Here is a 26,459-nt window from a genome sequence, read left to right as displayed (position 1 = left end):
CTACCTTTCTTGAGCTACTAAGTTTGTAATAGCGATAGGAGTTAAAGATCTCATACCCCATATATATTTTTCTTTTATTAACTTCTCTAACTGCTTACCTGTCACAATGTTTTTTGTTTTTATGACGCGCTCTGAAAGATAGAAACCTTTTTCATCACGCTCTTTTGAATGTTTTATTGTATACTCTAATAGCTAATCTTCTTCTGGAGAGAAAATAACACCATTTCCCTCCCCTTTTTCTGAGTGCTCTATTTCAGGGTTTGCAATATTCACCCAGTGGAAGTGAAAATCTTCTCTGCCATGCGTCATAAATGCTAAATACTTACCATCGGGTGAAATTCGGTGATTTCTCATCTCCCATTGACGTGGAAAACCAAAATTAACTTTGCGTACCACTTCACCATTAAACTTATGTATCCAAAAGCCATCGTGCTTTATGGCTAAAACTCTTTATCACCTGGGAGTAAAAAAGCAGCGCCACTGTGGTGAATTTGCGGCCGAGAGGTTAGCTCCCCTGTTGGTACATGGTAATTAAAGTTTTTGCCATCTGAGTAAAAAATGACGTTTTCACTGTCTGAAGTCCAATTAAACCACGGGTAACCGCCACCGCCAGACATAGTGATTAGCTTTTTTTCTTTAGTATCGTATAACTGGCGGGTTGCTCGGTCATTTATATAACCCGAAATAGCAATATAACGGTTATCTGGTGAGCGAGCTGGTGGATGCAATCCCGCAGGCTCCAGTTGGGTAAATATTTTTTCAGGAATAATACGACGCCTGTCTGAGCCGTCTAACTTTGATGACCACAGCGTGCGCACTTCACTGCCTTTATATTTATTCCAGAACATTAACCGCGGGGTTGAAAATGTGTCTGCATCACCATACACCTCTTCACGTATCTCTAGTGGCCATTCTGGGTGGTTTTTGTGCTCTTTAGCCCATGGATATTTAGCAACATCAACGGCTGTCGTGTTTGTTGTACTTTGCGATGAGGGCTCAGAGCAACCAGTTAAAAACACAATTAAACTGAAAACTAATATAAAAACACAGTGCCTTTTTGGCGAAAACATTTAAATATCCTTTTTAAAAAACTCAATAAAAAAGCCCAAATTAATGGGCTTTTTTGATATGTTGTGGCTAATCACTTATTTTACGTACATTGATTGCCTCTATACGCGCTTCATCTAAGCTTTTTGAATGTGTTTCAAACCACTCTTTAACTTCATCAACAGTCATGTCATTGGAGCTATAAAAGTCTTTTTGATAATCACTCAAGTGGGGCTCGAGTTTGTTATAGCGTTTACTATTCATTGCTTTAGCCCATGGCGCGTTACTGGTTACCGATTTAGGTAACTCTACCTCTAGGCCAAAGCCGTGACTGTATGTATCGTCTAAAAACAAACCATCAACAGTACTAAAGTCGGCAACGCTTATTCCTGAATTACCAGCCGTTCTAAATTCTTTAAAACATAGTTTAGGTGATTCATCAACCGAGCCATTAGCGTTTATATCCACGTTACCGAAAGGACGAATACCTTTTACGGTATTACCTTTAGGGGTTTTATAATCCAGTTTAAAACGTGCGACATACAAATGCTTTTTCTCAGTTTGGCCTTGCTTATCTAACTCAGCTTTTTTGTTATGCCAATTAAATAGCGAGAGTACCTCTGAAGAATCATCTCTTAAAAATGAGATAAAATCGCGAAGTTGAAATTGCTCTTTAACTTTACGTCGTCTTGTTAGTTTATAGTGATTACCACGTATTTTGCCTCTGTTAAAACCACCTGTTAAAGAACGCTCAATTTCACCAATATTAATTAAATTACTGGGATAAGTAGGCCCTTGCAACTCACTGTCTTTGAGCCAACCCGACGAAATACCCGCCATACTCAAAGAGCAAGGAATAGTATTAGGGTTAAGGTTGATCAGGTCTTTGCTGTAATTATCTTCAAGTAACTTATCAGCGGTTACCACGACAAAAACTTCAATTTCAGTATCCCAATCATATTTTTTAATTTTAAGGCTATTACCGTGGCGAGTGATTGTAAGGTTGTTTTTATTTTCACTTGCCCAAAGCTCGCGCTTATAGAGCTCTTCATTAATAGTTTTTTTGTAAGGTCCCTCTAAATACTCATTGTTTAAATTCGCTAATGAGATAAATGGCGCGCCTTTGCCCCCAATTCTAATTGCCATAGTAACGGTTTTCTCACCATCAAATAACTCAGGGTAGGCAAAGCTTGAATCATAGCTCGTTAGGTAGTCTTTAATTAACAGTGAGCTGTGTTTTTCTTTATCAACACTCACTAAAAAGTCGTCTTCAATAAAACTAAATACCCCATCAAACTCAACAGGGCCTTGTGCAGGTGTTTGTTTTAGCGGTAAATCTTCACTCTTAGTGCCAGCCACTTGGCACGTGATTCTATAGCGCATATTATTTAGCCGACCAGAGTCAGCATAGTCATCTGCGCTATTAATACCAGGCAATAAAAAAGCTCCTTGGTGTGCGGTTGGCTTTATGCCTAAATACGTTTTAGGCCCAAGTTGATAAAATGGCTGAAATACACACCCAACCATCCCTATATAGCGCGACTCATCAAAACCGTCTTGATTTATAAACAGCTCATCTTTGGTCAACGCACGTGCAAGCTCTGAATACTTAATGCTGGTCACATCCCAGCCATCTATACGCTCCACTTCAAATGTGAGTGGTGCTATATGGGCCATTTTTTCATCAAACACCACCAGTACTCTAACCGGTGTAAATGGTGTAATTGATTCATCCCCTAAATCACTCATTAAATGCCATTTTTTGGTATTAACATCTTGGTAATACATCACACTACAATGATAGTTTGCCTCACCGTATTGCATCATTAAGGGGTCAAAAGTATCAATAAAGTTGTCAAGCTCATTAGTGCCTAAAGTATGAATCGGAAAATACTTTTGATACTGTGTTTGTAAGTAACCTTGCAATGAAGACACTGGCGCTTTAGACATCATATAAAACCCAAGCGCAGGGCTAACCATGCCTATCAAACTTGATGTTGCTCTTTTATCGTCCATTACTTGTACGTGGTTTTCGTATAACGTTTTACGATTACTTGCGGCGGTTAATTTAAAGTCTTGGTTTACACCGTAGGTTAATTGATACTCCTGCTCAGCGGCACCAGAGCTTTTCATTTTATTTACGTTTTCAACTAAGTTAACCCAAAACGTATCCATTTTTATTACCGCGTTATCTATTAGCGGATATGCCCACTCATCGCCGAGTAAAAAGTTTTCAATATAGGCCTGAATCTCTAATTTTTTTGCATTGTTAATGTAGTCTTCTTTGGTGCTTGCATGCACTTGCGCTCTTAGCAGTAAACCAACCAATCCCGCAATGGCTTCGGCTCGCACTCTGTATTGCGCCGCCCATAAAGTGCTATTAGCAATAGTATGGTTACTGTTCATTTCTGTTACTAAATCACGCATTAATGCTTGGTTGGCGCTGCTTCGTTCGCTTTGCTGTTTTTGCCTATCATCAACTGCTAAATATTGTTTGCATATATTATCTGTCATTACTTCATCAGCTAAGGCAGCAACGCCGCGAGTAACAACAGGCGCGGCGTCTACCACCGCTTTAGCAAGCCCAATTGAACGTGCCACAAGCGCGGTATGAGGTATTACACTTAATACAGCAAGCGCAGTGTCAAGTGCGGCCATTAATGCTTTGTCGCCCTCTTTTGAGCGTGCGATTTTTTTCTCAACACTTAAGCTACGGTAACGTTCTAAATTATTCAGCCCCTCACGAGAAGCACTTACAGCAAGGCTACTTACAATATAAGCCTTAAGGCTTACCCGCCGATTAATTTTGCGTTGGCTTTCTGAGTCGTTATCAACCAAGTTTTCAAGCATGCCGTAACCATATACCCGCATGCGAGACTCAACTTGGTTAGAATCCATACCGCGGCTAATCATCTGCTCAGCTAAAATAGTTTTAACAGCCTCAGCGCGCCTTAAAGACAGTTTTTTATTATATTCAACGCCGCCGATATCACAGGTATACCCTGAAATATCAACCATTGCATTAGGGTTTGCGAGCAGCCCTTCAACAATAATTTGGCTACGCGATATTATTTCATTTTGGTACTGCTCACTCACAACATCACTATCAAGTTCAAACTGGCTCTGAATAACTACATCGTGGCTTACTTCGCGCTCGCTTAAACGGGCAAAATAATCATCAGCTACTCTTTTATAATGATTAACACTGGTGTTTAAAGTGTTTTTCGCTTCACCAAAATACGATATGGTCGCCTCACTAAACGCGCTAATACTCACAGCTAAATCAACGGTATTAATAGACTTATCCAATACGTTAAGTACGCTCGCAGGAACGCCTAACGCACTACCGAAGGTATTATTGAATTGCCGTTCCTGATTATCGGTTAAACCACCGTTAGCTAAACTAAAAGGTAAGAAGTTTTCCCTTAATGCAGTCCTTGTTGTCACGCCACTGGGGTTAGTTAATGCCCCCCTCATTTTAGCCCAGGCATCAACACCGCTATCAAGTGCAAAGGTAGCATCAAGCATTGCCGATACTGCAGGGTCTTGGTTAGTTTGAAAGTGGGTATGCAAGGTTTTAGCAACTAACTTGGCAAATTTCCCTCGGTTATCATGGTGTACGCCATCGGCATCAACATATTGCTGCATGTCGGCAACTAAAAAGCCCGCAGCAAGGCTGGCGCGGGTTTTAGTTAACTCCCAGTTTGTGCAGTAATCTAAAAAGCCACTGGCAATTGCCGTGGGTTTGCTATTCGGCATTTTGGCATCGGGCGAGCCATATTCAGGCAAGCCTTTTTTTGGCTCATTAGGATCAAAAGCCTCAGGAGCCGAGGCCGTGTTTTTTGCAAAGTTAATTAAGTGGGTGTAATAACTAGGAAACTGCTTAATCAGCGACTCTTCAACTGAAATTGGGTCGCAGTTAATAATATCAAACTCACCCGCTTCATTTTGAATGTCAAAATGCAACATTTCGCTGAGTTCATAATAAGGAGTGCCTCTATCATCATAGCTAAGAGCATTTTGGCTCCAACGATTTTCCTCTTTTTTTACCTCTGGTGCATTTAACTTCAATCGTATTTTATATAAGCCAGCGCTCAGTTTTTGGTCATTATTATTTATAACTGCACTATAAACTTTACTTTCTTCCCTCTTGGCTTTTGCTATATTAAAAAAACCTTTAATTGGCGTTTCAGTGCCTTTTACTATTTCAACATTACCATCGGTATCTGACAACGGAATAGAGCGATTTACACTCAGCAATAGTGCTCGTGTTTTGGGTATAACATAACCATAAATGTGGGTTACCTTGCTCTCAATAATATGTTCGTTATACCAGTCGCTGTAGGTTTTATCTTTATTATTAGTATCGGGGCGTTGTAAATCTTCAACTGCAATTTTTTTGTAGCTAAGGGTATTGGTCTTACCCTTATAACTTCCTAGTTGAGTTTTAAATGCCTCAAACCACTTACCACCTTGGCTTGCAGCTAACAAGCTTATCGCATCAACCGGCGGCACAATAATAGGTCTGTTTTTATGAGCATGAAACGGTGTCCGCGTTGTCAACTGCTTACCATCAACAGCCTCAAGCACCGCACCTTCATCACTACTTAATAGTATTGGTGTGGCTCCATCGCTATCAGCCACCACCACACGGCTAAACAACGGGGTGAGCTTACTGATTGGCTTACCTTCCTTCACATAACCAGTGAGTAAATACGCCTTATGAAAGCTACATACTCCAGCATTAAGTTGCTCTGTCATTGTTCATCCTTGATATTAAACACGCCATAAATATATATCCCTGCCATTCCCCAGATATTACTTTCCTCAGCCAATATCGTTTTCTTTTCTTTTGTAATGAGATCATATTCCTCAAAGTATGTACCATAAAAATATCCGTCTTTGGCCATAGCTTCTTCGGTCTTTTTTAGATACCAAGTCATTACTTTATTTTTTTTCCAAGAAAAGAAGTATGTATCTCTATCAAAAGGTAATATCAATCGCTTACTCGGATGAGTTAAATTAATCCAGTAATTTTGCGCTGCTCCAAGCCCTTCTGATACAAAATAAATATAGTCACCGAAAGGTGATACCTTAAAACTGCGCATAGAAAGATGGTTGTTAAAACCTAAATCAACCTTTTCTATCACGTCGCCATTAAAGTCATGTAACCAATACTCATTTTTTTTATGTGCTAAAAAGGTTTTACCGTCTGGTAATAAATACAAGCCATTGGAGTAAATAATTGGCCGCTCAGTGAGTGATTTAGTGGGTACATGGTAGTTATAATGTTTACCACTGGCGTAAAAAATTACATTTTCACTGTCTTTAGTCCAATTAAAATGGGCATAGCCATGGCCTTTACTCATAAAAATAAACTGTTGGGTTTTGGTGTCCCACAGCTCACGGGTAAAACCGTGCTCTGTTGTATCCATGGATAAGGCAATGTAGCGGTTATCTGGCGAGCGCTCAGGTTTATGTAGCCCAACCATCCATTTATCATTAAATGCAGTTTCGGGAATAATCCGGCGCCTATCAGAGCCATCCATACGTGCAGAAAATAATGTAGTTTGCTCCATCCACTCTATGTTGGCTTTAAATAAAATACGCGGGGTTGAAAACGTTTCTTTATCGCCATACACCTCATTGCGTACCTCTTTAGGCCACTCAGGATGGTAACTATGACGGTACGCTATTTTATCTTTACTAAATCGGCTTGGTTGCTCTTCAGCAACTTGTTTAGCAGGTGGATTAGGCTCATCACCACAGGCAGTTAATAGCAATGTAGCGACACTTAATAACATTATTACTGCACGGCGTGAAAATGACTTAGTTAACAGCGGCGTTAAAAACGGTTTAAATCGTGCTGTGTTTTCTGAGATTAATGACATCAATAGTCCTTGATTGTACGGTGTAAATTGGTCGTAGAGGCAACAATGCGAAGCGTGAATGGGGTAGTTTTATGGGCATGAAACGGGTTTCGTGTTGTTAACTGCTTGTCATCAACAGCCTCAAGCACGGCGCCTTCATCACTACTTAATAGTATTGGTGTCGCTTCATTACTATCAGCCACCACCACACGGTTAAACAGCGGGGTGAGCTTACTAATTGGCTTACCTTCATTTACATAACCCGTGAGTAAATACGCTTTAGGGAAGCTACAAATCCCTGTATTAAATTGCTCTGTCATTATTCATCCTTGATATTAAACACGTCAAAAATATACATATCTCCCATGCCCCAAATATTACTTTCTTTAAGCAATATTTCTTTTTCTTGCTTATTGATTAAATCCAATTCAATAAAGTAATAATCAGGGTATGGGCGGCCGTTCCCCAGCAATTCAGTAGACTTTTTTTGAAATTTTACTAACACTTTATTTTTTTTATCTGAGAAAAAATAACTCCATGTTTTTTTGGGCAATATAATGCGCTTACTGGGGTCCGATAAATTAATCCAATAATTTTGCGCGGCCCCAAGACCTTCTGATAAAAAATAAATATAATCACCAAAAGGTGATACCTTAAAACTACGCATAGAAAGGTGGTTGTTATAGCCTAAATCAACCTTTTCTATCACGTCGCCATTAAAATCATGCAACCAATACTCATTTTTTTTATGTGCTAAAAAGGTTTTACCATCTGGCAATAAATACAAGCCATTAGAGTAAATAATTGGCCGCTCAGTGAGCGTTTTAGTGGGTACATGATAGTTATAATGCTTACCACTGGCGTAAAAAATTACATTTTCACTGTCTTTAGTCCAATTAAAATGGGCATGGCCATAACCTTCACTCATTAAAATAAACTGTTGGGTTTTGGTATCCCACAGCTCGCGGGTAAAACCGTGCTCTGTTGTATCCATAGATAAAGCAATGTACCGGTTATCAGGAGAGCGCTTTGGCGTGTGGCTACCAATAAGCCCCCTACCTTCAAAGGCAGTTTCGGGGATAATGCGGCGCCTATCTGAGCCATCCATACGGGCTGAAAACAGCGTTTTCTTTTTCATCCATTCGACTTTCGCGTTAAATAAAATACGCGGGGTTGAGAATGTTTCTTCATCGCCATACACCTCGTCGCGCACCTCTTTAGGCCATTCAGGGTGGTATGTATGACGATACGCCAATTTGTCTTTACTAAATCGGCTGGGCTGTTCTTCAACAGCTTGTTTAGCAGGTGGAGCAGGCTCCTCACCACAGCCAGTTAATAGCAATGTAGCGACACTTAGTAACATTATTACTGCACTGCGTGAAAATGACTTAGTTAACAGCGGCGTTATTGGTGAGTTTTTTACTGAGATTAATGACATCAATAGTCCTTGATTGTACGGTGTAAATTGGCCGTAGAAGCAGCATTGCTGAGCTTAAGAAGCTTAAGATAAATAGTTTTATGAGTATGAAACGGTGTACGTGTTGTCAACTGCTTGTCATCAACAGCCTCAAGCACCGCACCTTCATCACTGCTTAATATTATTGGTGCAGCTCCATCACTATCAGCCACCACCACACGGTTAAACAACGGGGTGAGCTTACTGATTGGCTCGCCTTCATTCATATAACCCGTGAGTAAATATACTTTAGGGAAGCTACATATCCCTGTATTCAATTGCTCTTTCATTATTCATCCTTGATATTAAACACGCCATAGAAATTATATATTGCCCCCATACCCCATATATTACTTTCTTTAAGTCGCATTTCTCGTGTTTGCTGAGTATTTAAATCAAACTCAACCAATAATTCATCTTGATAATATTGACCATTACCCATAAGTTCCCTTGATTCTATTAACCAAAATGTTATTGCTTTATTTTTTTTATCCGAGAAAATATACGAGCTTATACTTCGTGATGTAATACGTTTACTGGGGTCTGATAAATTAATAAAGTAATGTGTACTCCCTGATTTAAAATAAATATAATCGCCGAAAGGGGATACTTCTAAACCCTGCATAGTAGAATGGTTATTAATACCTAAATCGACCTTCTCCAACACGTCGCCATTAAAATCATGCAACCAATACTCATTTTTTTTATATGCTAAAAAAGTTTTACCATCTGGTAATAAATATAAGCCATTGGAGTTAATAATTGGCCGCTCAGTAAGTGTTTTAGTGGGTACGTGGTAGTTATAATGCTTCCCATTGGCGTAAAAAATCACATTTTCACTGTCTTTAGTCCAATTAAAATGGACATAGCCATAGCCTTCGCTCATAAAAATAAACTGCTGGGTTTTAGTATCCCAAAGCTCAAGTGTTTGGCCAACCTCAGGGACATACATCAACATTGCGATGTATCGATTATCAGGAGAGCGCTCAGGTTTACGGCCGTCGATCATTCTCTTACCCGAAAATGCACTTTCTGGAATGATCCGGCGCCTATCAGAGCCATCCATACGTGCAGAAAATAATGTAGTTTGCCCTATCCACTCTATCTCAGCACTAAATAAAATACGCGGGGTTGAAAATGTTTCTTTATCGCCATACACCTCATTACGCACCTCTTTTGGCCACTCCGGATGGTATGTATGGCGATACGCTATTTTATCTTTACTAAAGTTAGATTCACCGCCACACGCAGTTAAAAACAATGTAGTAATACATAGTAATATCATGGCGCTGCTTCGCGCGCTTTTACTAAACGCCTTTATATTCGTTATGCTGTGTAAAAGCGGTTTAAATCGGGCTGTGTTTTCTGAGATTAATGACATGGGTAATCCTAGTATATGCGGTGTGAATTTATTAATGGATTTATCTTATAAATCTATGTTATTTATAATAAATTCATTCATCATCTATATTAATGCTTGGCATTAGTTCTGCCTGCGGTGTTTGACCACTGAGCTGTGCATAAGGCACTCGTTCAAAGATATAAAAAGGCTCTGCCCCGTCATTAGGATCTTGTAATAAATTAAATGTTCCTTCTGTAGGGATTTTTTTAAACGTGAGCCGAACCCAATCTGTATCTACAATACGCCGTTTTCCAACAGGGCATTCTTGACGCCAACAGCTTTCTACATGTTCCAAAATAATTTTTTCATTGAGCGGGTTTATTGGTTTGGCCGATGATTTAGTTAAATTTAACTGGTATGCAAAGGTGATTTTTGGCTCTGTAATATACTTTTTATTTATATTATTTATCTGCATGGGCGAACACTGTGAAATATTCATTTTAGCTCCCAAATACTTGCTGTAATTTTGCTTTTGTTTTTGCCCCTGCAATTCCATCTACTTCAAGATCATGCTCGTATTGAAAATCCCTTACTCCCGCTTTGGTTTTTGAGCCGTTAATTCCATCAACTGTACCGCAGTCAAAGCCTAATAAATTACAGCGAGCTTGTACGCCTGAAAGGGTATCGATAGGATCTAAATGACCAACTTGTGCGGTAAAACTTTCACTTGGTGAGCTTTGATCTTCCTTGAGGTATAAATCAACCTGCCCAGTGAGTGAATCACTTTCGTTTAACTCAACTTCTATTAAGCCATTGCTTGGTAATACAGTGTCTATTGTTTGGCTACCAATAGTAATTACGATGCGCTTACCCGTAATATCGTCACCATCTTCATGAATAATTTGCAAGCGAAAATACTCTTTTTCGTTTTGTACAACAAAGCTATTAATGCTGTTGGTACGCAGCGGTATAAACTTTTCTTTTTTTGGCGGAATCGTAATTTTATCGCCCGGGTAAATTAAGTTTGGGTCTGGGCGTAGGGCTTTAAACTCTGCATTGCTTGGGTGGTTGTAAAGCGCTTTAGATGTTTGGTAACCGTATTGCTTTGCTATGCGCAATAGCGTTTCACCTTGAGCTACGGTGTGTTGTTGGGTCATTGTATATCCTTAAACTTTGCCTACAGACCAATCTTCGCTGTCGAGTTCAAAAAAGCTTACTTTAGCGTTTTCAAAGTCGGGGCCTGATACGTTGGCATAACCGTTTTGATCAAGCTGCCCGGTAATAATGTGGCCGTTGCGTAGGCGTATTTTGTAGCCCATGTTGGCTTGTGGCTCGCCAGCTTCATCGAGTAATTCTATTTCGTAGGCTAAAGTGGGTTGTTCAACTGTAAATGTGGTGGTGTCGGTTGCACCATTGGCCGTTACCGTAACATTATAAACACCCGGTTTTACTTCAGCGTAGTGCTGCCAAAACGAGACTTCGTCGGGGCGCTTTTTTTCTAGTTGTAGCGTTATTTGCCCACTAGTTGGCCCTTGCCACTGAATAACTACGCTGCGGCTGTTACTGCATGAGCCTTCTATATTGAGCTTCCAACCATTGGGGACTGTTAAGCTTGTGCCTGCTTTAGCAGGTTTTCGCTCGCTATAACCTAGGTTGTAATCGTAAATTAAGTTGGCATTTTTATAGCCGGTATATTGCTGGGCGAGTTGCTCTACGGTTTCGGCGGCGCTAAGTACGTGGGTTGTAAAATTTTGCCTAACAGTGTGAGACGATTTTAATAGCATTGTGCTGTTTAGCTCTGGCTTATAAATGCGTACAGCCGGCGCATGCTCTTGTATAGGTTGCGATACTTTTTTAGGTTTTTGATTATAACTTTGCTGATTTATAAATTGCGGACTATTTTGCGCAGCTGATTGGCTGTTTATAAATGCAGAAGTGCTTGGCGTCATTACTGTGTTATTTATAAAAGTATTGTTTTGCAACGCTGTTTGCGATGATGTAATTGAACCATTATTAACCGCGCCCGAGTACTTTGTTGGTGCTTGAGTTTGTTTTGGGTAAACAGCTAGGCGTGTATTAGCTTGTTTAAAGAGAGAATACGGTACTTTTTTCCACTCTTTGTCTTTAGCCCAATACTGGCATTTATTATCGTCGCGTAATCGCACAGCTTGGTGTTTATCTAGCGCACCAAACAGGTTGTCTTGCAGTTGCCTTTGCAACACTTTAGGAAGTTTGCAAAGCTGAGCACGACTTAAATAAGAGAATGTAACCACAGGCTCTGAATTTTCAGGCTCATTATATGGTTGTTCAAATAGTGGGGGGTAATTTAAGTTCACCGGATCCTTGGTGAGCATTTGCATCCTCGCTTTCTCTTAATAAGAGACTTATTTATTATTTAGTTACGGCTAAAAGGTATGCCGTTATTATAGTGCGTTAATATAAAGAAATAGGCACAAAAAATCTACAATGAATTTTTAAATTTGCTAACTTTGTTCAGTGTTTTCTCTTACGTAATGTCCGGCTCCACGAGTAATATAACGCAGCTGCCAAATAACGCGCTCAATCAATTCGTCGCGTTGCAATCCTTCTATATCGAGCGCCTCTGCACCCGCATTAAATACGAGCGTTACCATAGATTCCGCCTGAATATAGGCATGCATAGCATTACATTTAGTTTCGCTTTCTAAATAATGAGCCAGCTCTAAAATAAAATGTTTTACCTCGCGGGCTACAGCGGCTCTAAATGCTTTAGAAGTCCCTGAGCGTTCTCGCAGCAACAACCTAAATTGGTTACTTGAGTTATCAATAAACTCCATAAAAGTAACCACTGAGGTATTTATAACACTGCCGCCATCGTTTGCTATTCGTCTGCGTGCTTGACGCATTAGTTGGCGAAGAGTTAAACCGGCTTCGTCTACCATGGTTAAACCTAGCTCATCCATGTCTTTAAAATGACGATAAAAAGAAGTTGGGGCAATACCAGCTTCTCGTGCTACTTCGCGTAAACTTAAATTCGAAAAACTATGATCAGCACTCAGCTGATTAAATGCCGCTTGAATTAACGCCTGTCGTGTTTTTTGTTTCTGTTGCGCTCTAACACCCGACATCAACAGCTCCCTGAATTATTTTATATGAATATTTAGTGATATTAGCTCAATTGTACAGTCTAATACTTGACGACGAGAGTTTGAAATACTATTTTAGCTTACAGTTGTACGCTGAGATTGAGAATTATGAATAAACCACCGATTATTTGGACAAACGTCCTATTTTTTAGCCTAACCTTTTTGGCGGCTGCCACACTTGTACCTTGGTACGCCATTAGCTACGGATTTACCAGCGCGCATTGGATTGCTTTTGTAGGCTGCATGTTTTATGCGGGCTTATCAATTACTGCCGGCTACCATCGATTATGGGCACATAAAACCTATAACGCACACCCTGCAGTTGAATTTATTTTTGCGCTAGGCGGTGCTTTTGCACTACAAAACAGTGCTTTGCATTGGAGTAGCGATCACCGTATACATCATGGTCAAGTTGACGACCCAATAAAAGACCCTTACGCGGCTACCAATGGTTTTTGGTATAGCCATATCGGCTGGATGTTACGTGACTACCAAGGCGATAGCTACAACGACTATAGTAATTGTCGTGATTTACAACGAAATAAAGTCGTTATGTGGCAACATAAGCACTACTTAAAACTAGCTATTGCTATGAACGTAGGTTTGCCTCTAGCACTTGGTTTATTGGTTGGTGATGTGTGGGGTATGTTAATCCTTGCAGGTTTACTACGCTTAGTACTAAGCCAACACTTTACCTTTTTTATAAATTCGGTTGCACATATTTGGGGCTCTCGCCCATACACCGAAAAAAATACGGCACGTGATAACGGCTTTTTAGCGTTATTTACATACGGTGAGGGGTATCACAACTTCCACCATATTTTTGCAAGCGACTACCGTAACGGTATTAAATGGTTTCATTACGATCCAACAAAATGGATGATTCGCTCTTTAGCAGCTGTTGGTTTAGCTAATAAATTGAAGCGTACACCTGTTGAACGTATCGAAAAAGCAAAGGCCGAAACGCTAATGAGCAAAACGCAAACGCGTCTTGCAAAATTGCCTTTAGCACAAGATAAGATTACATTATTACAACAAGAGTACGATTTACTGCTGAAAAAACTGCAAAATTATTGTTCACTACAAAAACAAGTGTTAGAAGTTAAAAAAAATAACATGGCAAAGCAGTGTGAACGCTCAGCATTAATGGCACAATACCATGAGTTGGAAGCCGCCTGGGAAAATCAAAAACAGGCATGGCTAGCACTTAATGCGAGGTTATTAAAAGCCTCTTTTAATTAATTTAGGAGTGGCTGTGGCCAAACAACCAGAACAAAAAAAAGTACCCGTGACATACCAATATGATGCAATAATTATTGGCACGGGTCCTGGCGGTGAAGGCACCGCGATGAACCTTTCAAAAAACGACAAAAAAGTAGCGGTTATTGAACGCCAAGAAGCTGTTGGTGGCGGTTGTGTACATTGGGGAACTATCCCTTCAAAAGCGCTTCGCCATTCTGTTAGCCGCTATATTGAATACAAAGCAAACCCGTTATTTAATATTGGTGAGCGCCCTAGCCGCTTAACTTTTCCTGATATTTTACGTCACGCCAGTTCGGTTATTTCTAAGCAATCTAATTTACGTAGTAGCTTTTACGACCGTAACCGCATTCATATGTTTCAAGGTGATGCGAGCTTTGTAGATAAGCACACGATTGAAGTAAAAAGAAATGACGGCTCAACCGAGCGACTAACGGCTAAAACGATTGTTATAGCAACGGGTTCACGCCCTTATCGCCCACCAGAAGTCGATTTTACGCATTCTCGTATTTACGAAAGTGATACAATACTTGGCCTTAAACACGACCCTCACCGCGTACTTATATACGGCGCTGGTGTAATTGGTTGTGAGTATGCTTCTATATTTAAAGGTTTAGGCGCTAAAGTTGATTTAGTTAATACACGCGACCGACTACTTGCTTTTATGGATGCTGAAATATCTGACGCGCTTAGCTATCACTTTTGGAACAGCGGTATTGTTATTCGTCATAACGAAGAGTTTGACCGAATAGAGACCCGTGACGACTGCGTTATTATGCATTTAAAATCAGGCAAACGCGTAAAAGCTGACTGTATTTTATTTGCTAATGGCCGTACTGGTAATACAGATACATTAAACCTTGAAGCCATTGGTTTAAAAGCCGATAGCCGTGGCCAATTAAAAGTTAACGAAACATATCAAACAGAAGTTGATAACGTTTACGCTGTAGGTGATGTAATTGGCTACCCAAGCCTTGCTAGTGCTGCGTTTGACCAAGGTCGTATAGCTGCTGATGCAATTGCATGTGGTAACTGTGACGACCGCCTGATTGTTGATATTCCGGCCGGTATTTATACCATTCCAGAAATGAGCTCAGTAGGTAAAACAGAGCAAGAACTTACAGCCGCTAAAGTACCGTATGAAGTTGGCCGTGCTCAGTTTAAGCATTTGGCTCGCGCGCAAATTGCTGGTACTGAAGTAGGTAGTTTAAAAATATTATTCCACACTGAAACCAAAGAAGTACTTGGCGTACATTGTTTTGGCGAGCGTGCATCTGAAATTGTTCACATTGGCCAAGCCATTATGGAACAAAAAAATGGTGGCAATAATATCGACTACTTTGTAAATACCACATTTAACTACCCGACCATGGCTGAAGCCTACCGTGTTGCGGCATTAAATGGTTTAAATCGCTTATTTAAGTAGGTTATTAAGTAAGGTTTTTTTAAAGCCCTTTATAAATAGATAACAAAAAGCCCGCTAATTAGCGGGCTTTTTACTTTTAAACAGTTTTTAAACCATTATTACTTATGGTACTTAGCACTTAGCTCATGTACTGCATTAATGAATACGCCAGCATTTTCAGGGTCTACATCTGGTGTAATACCGTGGCCTAAGTTAAACACGTGGCCATTGCCCGTACCAAAATCTTCTAAAATAGTGCCTACTTCTTGACGAATACGCTCTGGTGTACCGTGTAACATAGATGGGTCCATATTACCTTGTAGAGCCACTTTATCACCCACACGGCGCTTAGCGTCGCTAATATTAATAGTCCAATCAAGACCAATTGCATCACAACCTGTTGCTGCGATAGCTTCAATCCATTGACCACCATTTTTAGTAAACAAAGTAACCGGTACTTTACGACCATCGTATTCACGAATTAAGCCATCTACAATTTTATGCATATATTGTAGTGAAAACTCGTTGTAATCGCGCGGGCTTAATACACCACCCCATGAGTCAAATACCATTAGCGATTGCGCGCCTGCTTTAATTTGAGCATTTAAGTAATCGATAACTGAATCAGCTAGCTTATCTAGTAATAAATGAAGTGTTTGGGGCTCTGCAAACGCCATTTTTTTGATTTTACCAAATACTTTGCTGCTACCGCCTTCAACCATATAAGTCGCTAGTGTCCAAGGTGAACCAGAAAAACCAATAAGTGGTACTTCGCCCTTAAGCTCACGACGAATAGTGCTTACTGCATTCATTACGTAGCCAAGCTCGTCTGTAGGGTCTAGCTTTGGAATTTTTTTAACATCAGCAAGTGATGAAATAGGACGTTCAAACTTAGGGCCTTCGCCAGTTTCAAAGTACAAGCCTAAACCCATCGCATCTGGAATTGTTAAAATATCACTAAATAATATAGCGGCATCTAACGGGTAGCGACGTAATGGTTGCAGTGTTACTTCACATGCAAGTTCTGCATTACGGCACAGGCTCATAAAATCGCCCGCTTGTGCACGTGTTGCACGGTACTCTGGTAAATAGCGTCCTGCTTGGCGCATCATCCATACCGGAGTTACATCAACAGGTTGTTTTGCAAGTGCACGTAAATAACGGTCGTTTTTTAATTCGCTCATGGCGTAAATGATCCTAAGACTTGTATAAATTGTGCAAGATTGTACCACCATATTCCCCGACCCTCTATTGCTTAGGGACGAAAACAGCTTTACCTAGAGGCAGATCAATATAATGGAGTGTTTTAATCCATTTTGACTATAAAATAAGCAAAAAAGAATAACATTTAAAACTTTTTATTAATATGTTTGCAACATACTAAAAACCTTGTTATTGTTTGTCCCGCGTTAACAAAAACAACAATAAAAATCTTAAAACAATAAAAATAAAAGTTTTAAAATAATAACAATAAAAATCATCTCATAAAAATAAGAAAGCTTGTTATAACAAGTCACTGAAAGAAATTAGACCACCGTAACTGGTGGTTTTTTCTTGCCTGCAATAAAACTCCCCCATCTTAATTAATATAAAAAGATACAACTCACAACTGGGTTACTTTACTTGTTGATATACGCTCAAATTAAATATATCTTGATGTACAATGAGTTATTATATTTTTAATTAAAAACCAACCCAGCCTAGGAGAATAATTATGCTGACGCGTGTAGAAAAAGCTCAACAGAAATGGGGTGGTAGCCACACAGTAATTGATAAATGGCTAAACGAACGCCAAGACCTTATTGTACTTTATTGCAAAATTGCAGGCTTTACGCCGTACGAAAAACAAGATCAGGCATTACCAGAGCCAAAGCTAATTGAATCATTTTGCCAACTTTTAATGGATTACCTATCTGCAGGCCATTTTGAAGTGTATGACGATATAGCAAAAGCATGTGAAAAAAAGGGCTTACAAAGCCAAGAGTTAGCAAACTCTATTTACCCGCGTATTTCTAGTACAACCGACATAGCGCTTGATTTTAATGATAAATACGCTGAGGTAGACAAAGAAGACTTGTTAAAGGGCTTTGATGATGACTTATCTGTTATTGGCGAGGCATTAGAAGCACGCTTTGCACTTGAAGATGAGCTTATTGATAACTTGTTTTCTAATCACGCAAACTAATATGTTATTTACGCACATTAAAAAAGGGACCTAAGGTCCCTTTTTGCATTTACACAATAAGCTTATTATTGTGCTGGTGCTTCTTCATTTTGAATTTCAAGTAACTCAACTTCAAATACAAGTGTTGAATTAGCTGGAATCTTACCTAAGTCACGGTCGCCGTAAGCAAGTTCTGAAGGAATAGTGAACTTGTACTTAGAACCCACTGACATAAGTTGTAAACCTTCAGTCCAACCCGCAATTACGCGGTTAAGAGGGAAAGTTGTAGGTTCGTTACGTGCATATGAGCTATCAAACTCAGTACCGTCTAATAAAGTACCTTTGTAGTGTACTTTAACTACATCAGTTGCTACTGGCTTTTCGCCATCGCCTTCGCTAAGTACTTCGTACTGTAGGCCAGACTCAGTTACTGTAACGCCTTCTTTTTTAGCGTTGTCAGCTAGGTATTTAACACCCGCTTCTTTGCTTTTTTCAGACTCTACTTTTGCTTTTTCTTCTTGCTTAGTACGTACTGATGTATCTAATTCAGTTAATACTTCACGAATTTTTTCTTCGTCAAGCTTTGCATTGCCAGCAAGTGCATCTTCAAAACCACGGATTAAAAGTGCTTGGTCTAGTTCAATACCAATTTCTGTTTTGTCTGCTAGGTCTTTATTTAAAAAGTTACCTACAGATGCACCAATACCGTATGCTTGTTGCTGTTCAACAGTGTCTAATTTAACTTCAGCTTGTTCTTTTTTTGCTTCTTGATTACAAGCTGTAAGCGCTAAAACTGACGCTGCAATCAATGACAATCTAATCGTCTTTTTCATTTTAAATCTCCGACACACTTTGCAGTTGTCATTTTAATGTATTATTACTAGTTAAAGATTAACGGCCCACATGATAGGCTGCTTGTTTAATGACTAAATTCCACATTGTTAGCTAAACTAAAAACATATCCAGTGATTAGACAAACAACCTAGGCATTTAACGCGTCCTAGTCTAACCTCTCAGTCACTAAGAGTTAAGGGGAAATACCTGTAATATGTCGATATTTCGTACTTTTTTAATCGTATTTAGCTGTTTTTTAGCCATCGCCTGTACCGATAAAAAACAACACGCTGTAGCAAGTTACGAACATGCTGCACAAGGTGCGTTTTCATCAACACTGTCAAACGATGGTAAATACAGTTTGATCTCCTCTATCAACCATGGGGTCGCCCTGTGGGATAATCAACAGCAGGTACTAAAATACCAATGGTTTCAGCAGCAAGATCAAGACAGTTTGGTATACGCCGTTGCTATTGCTTTTGATAACAGCGTGGCTGTTACCGCCGAAAAAACCACGTTTGCTGTGTGGGATATAGCCACAGGCAAAAATAGAGGTTATTACAAAATACAAAAAGCCAGTATTCGCGATATTGCCATTAGCAATCAAGGCCGTAGTGTTTTATACGGCCGTAGCGACGGCGTTGTCGTATTTGTAAACCTAGAAACCGGACGTCGCATTGAGTTTTTAGGTCATCAAGATAAAGTTAACACCGTTGACCTATCACCTAACGGACGCTTTGCTTTGAGTGGCTCTAACGATTATGTTGCTTACTTTTGGGATACACGTACAGGGCAAGTAATTCATCGTTTTAATCACCCAACGCGTGTTACCCAAGTAACGCTCGATCCACAAGGTCGCTATGCGTTTACGGCCGATAGTATGGCACAAGCAAATGTATGGAAGCTGACTACAGGTGATCTTGTGAGTAAACTGAAGTATATTGCGCGTCAGAAAATTTTTACTGCTGTGCGTTTTAACGAACAAGGCACTTTGCTTGCAACCGGCTCGCCAAATAAACGCGTAGATTTGTGGCAAATACCAAGCGGTGAAAAAATTCAAACTTGGCAGGTTACCCCGCGCGAAGGCAGCAAGCCTAAATCGGCGGTGGTGCTAGATGTGACATTTACAGATAACGGTAAGTCGTTGTTAACCGAAAGCTCCAGCGGTATCGCAGAGCGATTTATTATACGAGAGAATAATGAACACAATTGAACATCGCTTAATGGAACTTGAAGCCAAAGTGGCTTTTCAAGATGAGACGATTGAAGTCTTAAATGATGAAATAAAAGTGCACCAGCAACTTTTAGCAAAAATGAAACGCCAAACTGAGCTGCTAGCAGAAAAAATTAAAGAGTCTCAGTCATCATCGTCTATGATGTCTGAAGCACCTGAGCCGCCTCCACCGCATTACTAAAACCGGTAAAAATTAGGCAATAAAAAACCGGGTTAGTCGCCCGGTTTAAATACACCAATTACTTGTTCAAATTGGCGAGTAGACGCCTGAACAGCGTTATCGGGTTGCGCCATTTTATGACCACACTCAACACACTCTACTTTTTCAACATCATGTTCTCTGTATAGCATCATAGTATCCATGGCTTTGCAGTCAGGGCACGATGCACCAGCAATAAATCGCTTCTTTTGTCTCACAACATTTTTCCTGTGGTTTGAACTACTGCTATTTTATCGTATAACTTCACTTGTTGATACGCTTGATAAGAGCATTAAGTTCTATGTTATGATAGCGCCAACTTAACAAGGGCACAGCAAAGTAACGCATTCATGATCCAAATCTCAGAAATAGAACTACTTCGTGGCGGTAAAGCCTTATTAAAAAATGCATCAGCTACGTTATTTCCAGAACATAAAGTAGGCCTTGTTGGCGCTAATGGTTGTGGAAAGTCAACGTTATTTGGTTTACTAAAATCTGAATTGCAACTCGATGCTGGTAATTGCAGTATTCCCAAAGATTGGTCTATTGCCTCGGTAAAACAAGAAACCCCCGCCCTTGAAATAAGCGCAATTGATTATGTACTTCAAGGCCACCCAGAATACTACGCAATGCGTATAGCACTGCGTGAGGCCGAGAAAAACAACGATGGCGACACACAAGCCAAAGTACATATTCAGCTTGAAAACATTAAAGGCTACAGCATTGAATCAACCGCCGGTGAGCTATTACACGGCTTAGGCTTTGCCAATAACCTTATAGAAAACCCTGTAAGCTCGTTTTCGGGTGGTTGGCGCATGCGTTTAAACCTTGCCCAAGCATTAATACGCGACGCCGATTTACTATTACTCGATGAGCCAACAAACCACCTTGATTTAGATGCTGTTTATTGGCTTGAGCGTTTTTTACGTGCTTACACTGGCACCCTTGTACTTATATCGCATGACCGTGAGTTTTTAGATGCGGTGGTTGACCAAATTTGGCATGTAGATAAGCAACTTATCAACGTGTACAAAGGTAACTACTCGCAGTTTGAACGCCAAAAAGCAGAGCGCTTGCTACAACAACAAGCAATGTTTGATAAGCAACAAGATCAAATTGCGCACCTTGAGCAGTTTATAACGCGCTTTAAAGCTAAAGCCAGTAAAGCCAAACAAGCACAAAGCCGTGTAAAAGCACTTGAACGCATGGAAAAACTAGCGCCGGCACATGCCGACTCGCCGTTTAACTTTGAGTTTGCAGAGCCAAAAGCATTACCAAACCCACTAATGACAATAGATAAAGCCAAAGCGGGTTATGGTGACGTCACTATATTAAATAATATAGAGCTAAACCTTGTGCCAGGTAGCCGAATTGCTTTACTTGGTCGAAATGGCGCGGGTAAATCAACGTTAATTAAACTGCTTTCTGGTGATTTAGAGCCGCAAGCTGGCGAAGTTATTCAGCATCACGGATTAAATATTGGTTACTTTGCGCAGCATCAGCTTGAATCCCTTGATTTAAAAGCCAGTGCAATAATGCATTTACAACGCCTCGACCCAAAAGCTACTGAGCAATCACTACGTGACTTTTTAGGTGGTTTTGCCTTTATTGGCGATAAAGCCCTTGAGCCTGTAGCCCCATTTTCAGGCGGCGAAAAAGCACGTTTAGTACTTGCTATGTTGGTATATCAAAAACCAAACTTATTACTACTCGATGAGCCAACTAACCACCTTGATTTAGAAATGCGCCATGCACTGGTTATGGCACTACAAGGCTTTGAAGGCGCTATGGTTACCGTATCGCATGATCGCCATATGCTTAAAAATACCGCCGACGAGTTTTACTTAGTAGATGACGGCAAAGTAACCCAGTTTGGTTACGACTTAGATGCGTATTATCAGTGGTTACTGAATGCCAATAAAGAAGCGGTTAAAGCGCAGCAAAACGACGAGCCTAAAGCAAACCCAGGTGTTAACCGTAAAGAGCAAAAGCGCTTAGAAGCTGAATTTAGAAAAGCCACTCAGCCACTTAAAAAGCAAATTGAAAAGCTGGAAAAGCAACTCGATAAATTTACTGCAGAGCTTAGCGAAGTTGAAGTAGCCCTTGGCGACAACGAACTCTACAACGATGATAACAAAGCCAAGCTTAAAGAGTTATTAGCTAAGCAAGCAACGCTTACACCTAAACTTAACGACATTGAAGAAGAGCTACTTATGGCACTTGAAGAAATGGAAGAAAAAGAGCAGGCATTCGCCAATGAACTTGCTCAATAGCGACCATTTTTGGCAGTTTGCGTGCACCTTGTACGCAAAGCCTGAGCAACAAAAAACCTTGCTGGCACTACAAAACCAGCAAGGAAAAAATGTTAATTTATGCTTATTACTGCTTTATTTAGATTCATTAAATTTAAGTGTTAATGCCCAACAGTTAAATGAGTTAATAAATGTAACTAGTGAGTTTGATACTCACGCATTACAGCCTCTGCGCGCCGCACGCAGCTATTTAAAAGCTAATCAGAATACAATAAGTGATTACGCCTCAATACGCGCAGAGTTGCTAAGCGCTGAGCTGAAGCTTGAAAAACAACAGCAACATGTGTTGATTGAAGCAGTAAATGAGTTTGAATTAGTCAAACATACAGAGCCAAACAATATTGAGCTATATGTGAAAGCCACTTAGGCTGCTACTTTTTGTGCCCTCTTCCACTGCTCATTCTCTTTTCTTTGTGCAAAAAACCTTTAAGTGATTTATTCACAAAGAGCTTAAGATGCGCTTCGCTTTTAGAGGAAAATAAACTAAATTACTTAGATATAAATATTGAGCGGTTGTTTAGCTGAGGAGTTTATTACCCTGTCCTAATCTTCTTCTCTTTTTCTTTTTTTTGCGCAAAGACCTTTAAGTAATTTACTCACAAAGAGGTTAAGAGGCGCTTCGCTTTTAGAGGAAAACAAACTAAATTACTTAGATATAAATATTGAGCAGTTTGTTGCTCAAGTAGTTTATAGCTCTACCCTCATTTACTTCTCATTCTTTTCTCTTTGTGCAAAAAATCTTTAAGTGGTTTGCTCAAAAAAGTCAAAAGCGCTGCGCTTTAGGGGAAGTGGAAAAGCATGAATTAAGATCAGCTCACTATTTCAAGCAAAAAACTCTCTTAGCTCTCAGTGGTAATAACTTAGTAACCCTTAAAGCATGATCTAAATCAACTTAGCTTCGCTCCTACATCTGCTTATGTAAATAACTTGATCTCGATCACGTTGCGACCTGCAAACACCGCCTATGATTAACCCATCAACAACGAGGGGAACAACTCATGAACGTATTTTTTAGAGACTTTTTTACAGATCCAGTTTTATTTATGTCTTTTGGGTTTTTAACCATCGTTGTTTCTTTGTGTATCTTTTTTGCTTTTTTCTTTTTGAAAAAAATACATGATGCAGAAATTCCCGAACAAAATTAAGCACGACGCACTAAAGCGCCTTATTAGTTTACTAGTTAGGCGCTTTTTATTTTCTGAAGCGAAAAATTTGGTACACTAGCTTTTCGTTTAATACAAAGTGCGTAGTACAAACATGATCTCTCAGTTCAAACCAGCATGGTGGATGACCAATCGTCACGTTCAAACCATAATGCCGCGTTTTTTCCGCCCATTTCACCACACTCGCTACGAACTTGAGCAACTTGATACACCTGATGGTGACTTTATTGAGCTCGCATGGTCACTTCCACATAACGAAACCGCACCACTTGCCGTTGTTTTGCATGGCCTTGAAGGCAATATAAATAGCTTTTATGCCAAAGGCATGATGAAGGCGTTAAAAAAACAAGGTTATGCAGTTGTGCTTATGCACTTTAGAAACTGCTCAACTGAAGTAAACCGCCTTCCACGTGCTTATCACAGTGGTGACACCGCCGATTTAGCCTTTTTTATAAATCATCTTAAGCAACAATACCCAGATAGAGCGATGGTTGCCGTGGGCTTTTCGCTTGGTGGTAATGTGCTTGCTAAGTACTTAGGCGAAGAGAATACAAACTGCCCACTCAATGCAGCTGCAGTGGTATCGGCGCCTTATGACTTATCATCATCAAGTGATGTTATTCGTAAAAGCTTAGGTAAAATTTATCAAAAGTATTTGCTCGATCGCATGAAAAAGTCGATGCAACGTAAATTACCGCAAATTAAGCAGCAAATTCCTATAACTACCGATCAATTAATGAATATTGATGATTTATTAGAGTTCGATAACCAACTTACAGCACCGTTACATGGCTTTGAAAATGCCCACGATTACTATCGTAAAGCCAGTGCTATGCCGTACTTAAAAGATATCGCTATACCCACACTTATTATTCATGCCAAAGACGACCCGATGCTCTCAATTAAAGCCGTACCGAGTAGGCAAGATGTAAGTGAGCATGTTACGCTGCGCATCTCTGACAAGGGCGGACACGTTGGTTTTATTAGCGGTAAAAACCCATTTAAGCCTATATTTTGGTTAGAGAAAGCCGTGCCATGCTATTTTGGGCAACATGTTTTAGGCAATGCAAACAAAGAGCAATTATGATTATTCCTTTTGAACAACTCGATAAAGACACCCTTTACAACCTAATAGAAAGCTATGTATTACGTGAAGGCACCGATTATGGCGAAGTAGAAGCAAGCATTGAATCTAAAGTTAACCAAGTTAAGCTTCAGCTTAAAAATGGCGAAGCCATGGTGTTTTTTTCAGAGCTTCATGAGTCTGTAACTATTATTTCGCAGGGCGAATTTAAAGCGCTGCAAAGTGAAGAGCATCAAGCACAGTCGTTTGATTAAGGCGTAGTACTTGTAACTTTTGAGTTGAACGTACACAATGGCTTTTTACCCAAAGAGCCAAAACATGATAAAACTCAGCACTCTAGTGGTAGCCATATCACTAGCATTAACTAGCCAAGCCCAAGCAGAACAAACAATAACAGCATCTGAAAAGGCAATTAAGCTCGCTAAAGGCACCATTTTAATTGATACCCATATCGACGTACCTTACCGAATTCATAAAAACTGGGTTGATGTAACTAAAGCGACAACTGATGGCGATTTTGACTACCCTCGCGCTGTAAAAGGCGGTTTAAACGCACCGTTTATGTCGATTTATATTCCTGCGCATTTGGAGTTTGAAGGTAAAGGTAAAAGCTATCAGCTAGCCAATCAAATGATTGATAGTATGGAAGCCATAGCCCAGCGCGCGCCCGATAAGTTTGCTATTGCTAGCTCAAGCAGTGATATAGAGGAGCAATTTAAACAAGGTAAGCTCTCTATCGCAATGGGTATGGAAAATGGCTCTCCAATCGAAGGGGATATGAAGAATCTTCAGCATTTTTACGAGCGTGGCATTCGCTACATCACGCTAGCGCACTCGCAAAGCAACCATATTTCGGATTCTTCTTACGATATACGCCGTAAATGGAAAGGCTTAAGCCCATTTGGTAAAAAGCTTGTCACTGAAATGAATAATATTGGTATGTTAATCGACGTTTCGCATATTTCTGATGATGCGTTTTATCAAGTTATGGATCTATCTAAGACACCAGTAATAGCCTCGCATTCATCACTTCGTAAATACACGCCAGGCTTTGAGCGTAATATGAATGACGATATGCTATTGGCGCTTAAAGAAAATGGCGGCGTTATTCAAATCAACTTTGGCTCAAGCTTTGTTACCGCTAAAGCAGGTAGTTGGGGCAAGCAATTAAAAAACACAAAAGAGTCTGCTAAAAAAGAAGGCACTAAGTTAAGCAACGATTTTGATGCTGCGTACCGTGCTAAAAATCCATACCCATTTGCAAGCCTTGAACAGGTGCTTGATCATATTGATCACGTAGTTGAGCTAATTGGTATTGATTATGTAGGTATTGGCTCTGATTATGATGGTGTGGGCGATTCATTACCTATCGGCTTAAAAGATGTATCTAGCTACCCTAATCTTGTTCAAGGTTTAATGGACAGAGATTACAGCGACAAAGATATTAAAAAGATTTTAAGCGGTAATTTATTAAGAGTTTTAAAACAAGCTGAAGAATATGCTAAAAAGCATTAAAGCTTTTATCATATATTAGTAATTGGCTAAAATACCAAAAGCTAACTCAATATAAGCGCGGCCTAGCCGTGCTTTTTTATATTTAAGAGCTCAGTTATTTTCAGTAACCGTTTCCCTCGAGATTCGTAAAACTCAACCCAAGCTACGACAAGAAAGTTATAACTCAAAGCTAATCACTTTTCTATAGGCATTAAAAAGGCCACCTAAGTGAGCTTTTTATAATAATTAACTTTAACGTTAATTATTACGCTTTGAACGTTACTACAACGCACCTACGCCTAAAGTAAGAGCGCCACCTTCATATGACACTTTATTTTAGACATTAAAAAACCCGAGACTAAGCTCGGGCTTTTTGGTAACAATTAGCTAGGTTAATAATTACGCTACGATAGTTGCTACAACACCAGCACCTACAGTACGACCACCTTCACGGATAGCAAAACGAAGAC

General features: G+C 39.9%; 24 protein-coding genes and 2 pseudogenes. 11 read left to right on the top strand and 15 right to left on the bottom strand.

Annotated elements, in window-relative coordinates; all coding sequences use genetic code 11:
• The 11 genes and pseudogenes from WNY79_RS11030 to fabR form a co-directional block, all read right to left on the bottom strand.
• Positions 1-1,070, bottom strand: a pseudogene (locus WNY79_RS11030) (hypothetical protein).
• 67 nt (positions 1,071-1,137) lie between these two features.
• Positions 1,138-5,808, bottom strand: coding sequence for an OmpA family protein (locus WNY79_RS11025; protein WP_342875870.1), 4,671 nt, complete (start codon positions 5,806-5,808; stop codon positions 1,138-1,140).
• A complete protein-coding gene (locus tag WNY79_RS11020) occupies positions 5,805-6,938 on the bottom strand; it encodes a hypothetical protein (RefSeq protein ID WP_342875869.1) in 1,134 nt (377 codons plus the stop codon). The genes WNY79_RS11025 and WNY79_RS11020 overlap by 4 nt, the downstream gene beginning before the upstream one ends.
• The gene (locus WNY79_RS11015) at positions 6,938-7,237 is read right to left on the bottom strand and encodes a hypothetical protein (RefSeq protein ID WP_342875868.1); all 300 of its coding nucleotides are present in this window, start codon (positions 7,235-7,237) and stop codon (positions 6,938-6,940) included. The genes WNY79_RS11020 and WNY79_RS11015 overlap by 1 nt, the downstream gene beginning before the upstream one ends.
• The gene (locus WNY79_RS11010; protein WP_342875867.1) at positions 7,237-8,355 is read right to left on the bottom strand and encodes a hypothetical protein; all 1,119 of its coding nucleotides are present in this window, start codon (positions 8,353-8,355) and stop codon (positions 7,237-7,239) included. The genes WNY79_RS11015 and WNY79_RS11010 overlap by 1 nt, the downstream gene beginning before the upstream one ends.
• Entirely contained in the window at positions 8,355-8,663 is a 309-nt protein-coding gene (locus tag WNY79_RS11005) for a hypothetical protein (protein WP_342875866.1), read from the bottom strand. Before WNY79_RS11005 ends, WNY79_RS11010 begins: the two co-directional genes overlap by 1 nt.
• Positions 8,663-9,754 (bottom strand): hypothetical protein, encoded by a 1,092-nt coding sequence (locus tag WNY79_RS11000; protein ID WP_342875865.1) that lies wholly within the window; start codon positions 9,752-9,754, stop codon positions 8,663-8,665. Before WNY79_RS11000 ends, WNY79_RS11005 begins: the two co-directional genes overlap by 1 nt.
• Before the next feature lie 73 nt (positions 9,755-9,827).
• Positions 9,828-10,214 carry a hypothetical protein gene (locus WNY79_RS10995; RefSeq protein ID WP_342875864.1) on the bottom strand — a complete coding sequence of 129 codons (387 nt, stop codon included), beginning with the start codon at positions 10,212-10,214 and terminating at the stop codon, positions 9,828-9,830.
• Position 10,215: 1 nt separating this feature from the next.
• Positions 10,216-10,872 carry a peptidoglycan-binding protein gene (locus WNY79_RS10990; RefSeq protein ID WP_342875863.1) on the bottom strand — a complete coding sequence of 219 codons (657 nt, stop codon included), beginning with the start codon at positions 10,870-10,872 and terminating at the stop codon, positions 10,216-10,218.
• 9 nt (positions 10,873-10,881) lie between these two features.
• Positions 10,882-12,069, bottom strand: a complete 1,188-nt coding sequence (locus WNY79_RS10985) for a hypothetical protein (RefSeq protein WP_342875862.1) — start codon at positions 12,067-12,069, stop codon at positions 10,882-10,884.
• A gap of 129 nt (positions 12,070-12,198) precedes the next feature.
• Entirely contained in the window at positions 12,199-12,822 is a 624-nt protein-coding gene (gene fabR, locus WNY79_RS10980; RefSeq protein WP_007582233.1) for an HTH-type transcriptional repressor FabR, read from the bottom strand.
• Positions 12,823-12,948: 126 nt separating this feature from the next.
• On the opposite strand from fabR, the gene WNY79_RS10975 reads away from it, so the two are divergent.
• Positions 12,949-14,082 carry a fatty acid desaturase gene (locus WNY79_RS10975; RefSeq protein ID WP_024589509.1) on the top strand — a complete coding sequence of 378 codons (1,134 nt, stop codon included), beginning with the start codon at positions 12,949-12,951 and terminating at the stop codon, positions 14,080-14,082.
• A 13-nt stretch (positions 14,083-14,095) separates the two neighbouring features.
• A complete protein-coding gene (gene sthA, locus WNY79_RS10970; RefSeq protein WP_024600008.1) occupies positions 14,096-15,526 on the top strand; it encodes a Si-specific NAD(P)(+) transhydrogenase in 1,431 nt (476 codons plus the stop codon).
• A gap of 98 nt (positions 15,527-15,624) precedes the next feature.
• Here the strand turns inward: sthA and hemE are convergent, their stop codons facing one another.
• Positions 15,625-16,689 (bottom strand): uroporphyrinogen decarboxylase, encoded by a 1,065-nt coding sequence (gene hemE, locus WNY79_RS10965; RefSeq protein WP_002961084.1) that lies wholly within the window; start codon positions 16,687-16,689, stop codon positions 15,625-15,627.
• Between the two features lie 530 nt (positions 16,690-17,219).
• Here hemE and WNY79_RS10960 point away from each other — a divergent pair.
• The gene (locus tag WNY79_RS10960; RefSeq protein ID WP_007582240.1) at positions 17,220-17,690 is read left to right on the top strand and encodes an Rsd/AlgQ family anti-sigma factor; all 471 of its coding nucleotides are present in this window, start codon (positions 17,220-17,222) and stop codon (positions 17,688-17,690) included.
• 65 nt (positions 17,691-17,755) lie between these two features.
• Here the strand turns inward: WNY79_RS10960 and fkpA are convergent, their stop codons facing one another.
• A complete protein-coding gene (fkpA, locus tag WNY79_RS10955) occupies positions 17,756-18,502 on the bottom strand; it encodes an FKBP-type peptidyl-prolyl cis-trans isomerase (RefSeq protein WP_024595253.1) in 747 nt (248 codons plus the stop codon).
• 215 nt (positions 18,503-18,717) lie between these two features.
• Between fkpA and WNY79_RS10950 the strand changes: the two genes are divergently transcribed.
• Entirely contained in the window at positions 18,718-19,716 is a 999-nt protein-coding gene (locus WNY79_RS10950) for a hypothetical protein (RefSeq protein WP_024595254.1), read from the top strand.
• Positions 19,703-19,918, top strand: coding sequence for a SlyX family protein (locus WNY79_RS10945; protein WP_007378900.1), 216 nt, complete (start codon positions 19,703-19,705; stop codon positions 19,916-19,918). Before WNY79_RS10950 ends, WNY79_RS10945 begins: the two co-directional genes overlap by 14 nt.
• Positions 19,919-19,950: 32 nt before the next feature.
• Here the strand turns inward: WNY79_RS10945 and WNY79_RS10940 are convergent, their stop codons facing one another.
• Positions 19,951-20,154, bottom strand: coding sequence for a YheV family putative zinc ribbon protein (locus WNY79_RS10940; protein WP_007378899.1), 204 nt, complete (start codon positions 20,152-20,154; stop codon positions 19,951-19,953).
• A gap of 132 nt (positions 20,155-20,286) precedes the next feature.
• On the opposite strand from WNY79_RS10940, the gene WNY79_RS10935 reads away from it, so the two are divergent.
• The 6 genes from WNY79_RS10935 to WNY79_RS10910 all read left to right on the top strand — a co-directional run bounded on the left by WNY79_RS10935 (position 20,287) and on the right by WNY79_RS10910 (position 26,010).
• Positions 20,287-22,209, top strand: coding sequence for an ATP-binding cassette domain-containing protein (locus WNY79_RS10935; RefSeq protein ID WP_342875861.1), 1,923 nt, complete (start codon positions 20,287-20,289; stop codon positions 22,207-22,209).
• On the top strand, positions 22,193-22,615 hold the full coding sequence (locus tag WNY79_RS10930; RefSeq protein ID WP_294118891.1) for a TIGR02444 family protein: 423 nt from the start codon (positions 22,193-22,195) through the stop codon (positions 22,613-22,615). The genes WNY79_RS10935 and WNY79_RS10930 overlap by 17 nt, the downstream gene beginning before the upstream one ends.
• Positions 22,616-23,246: 631 nt before the next feature.
• Entirely contained in the window at positions 23,247-23,393 is a 147-nt protein-coding gene (locus WNY79_RS10925) for a hypothetical protein (protein WP_004335931.1), read from the top strand.
• A 112-nt stretch (positions 23,394-23,505) separates the two neighbouring features.
• Positions 23,506-24,498 (top strand): hydrolase, encoded by a 993-nt coding sequence (locus WNY79_RS10920; RefSeq protein WP_024595257.1) that lies wholly within the window; start codon positions 23,506-23,508, stop codon positions 24,496-24,498.
• Positions 24,495-24,749 carry a YheU family protein gene (locus WNY79_RS10915; protein ID WP_342875860.1) on the top strand — a complete coding sequence of 85 codons (255 nt, stop codon included), beginning with the start codon at positions 24,495-24,497 and terminating at the stop codon, positions 24,747-24,749. The genes WNY79_RS10920 and WNY79_RS10915 overlap by 4 nt, the downstream gene beginning before the upstream one ends.
• A 64-nt stretch (positions 24,750-24,813) precedes the next feature.
• Positions 24,814-26,010 carry a dipeptidase gene (locus WNY79_RS10910; RefSeq protein ID WP_342875859.1) on the top strand — a complete coding sequence of 399 codons (1,197 nt, stop codon included), beginning with the start codon at positions 24,814-24,816 and terminating at the stop codon, positions 26,008-26,010.
• A gap of 378 nt (positions 26,011-26,388) precedes the next feature.
• Here the strand turns inward: WNY79_RS10910 and WNY79_RS10905 are convergent.
• Positions 26,389-26,459: pseudogene (locus WNY79_RS10905) on the bottom strand (elongation factor Tu); the annotation flags it as partial.

Source organism: Pseudoalteromonas sp. AS84, assembly GCF_038900255.1.
Taxonomy (GTDB): Bacteria; Pseudomonadota; Gammaproteobacteria; order Enterobacterales; family Alteromonadaceae; genus Pseudoalteromonas.
This window is presented reverse-complemented; position numbering and strand designations above follow the sequence as displayed.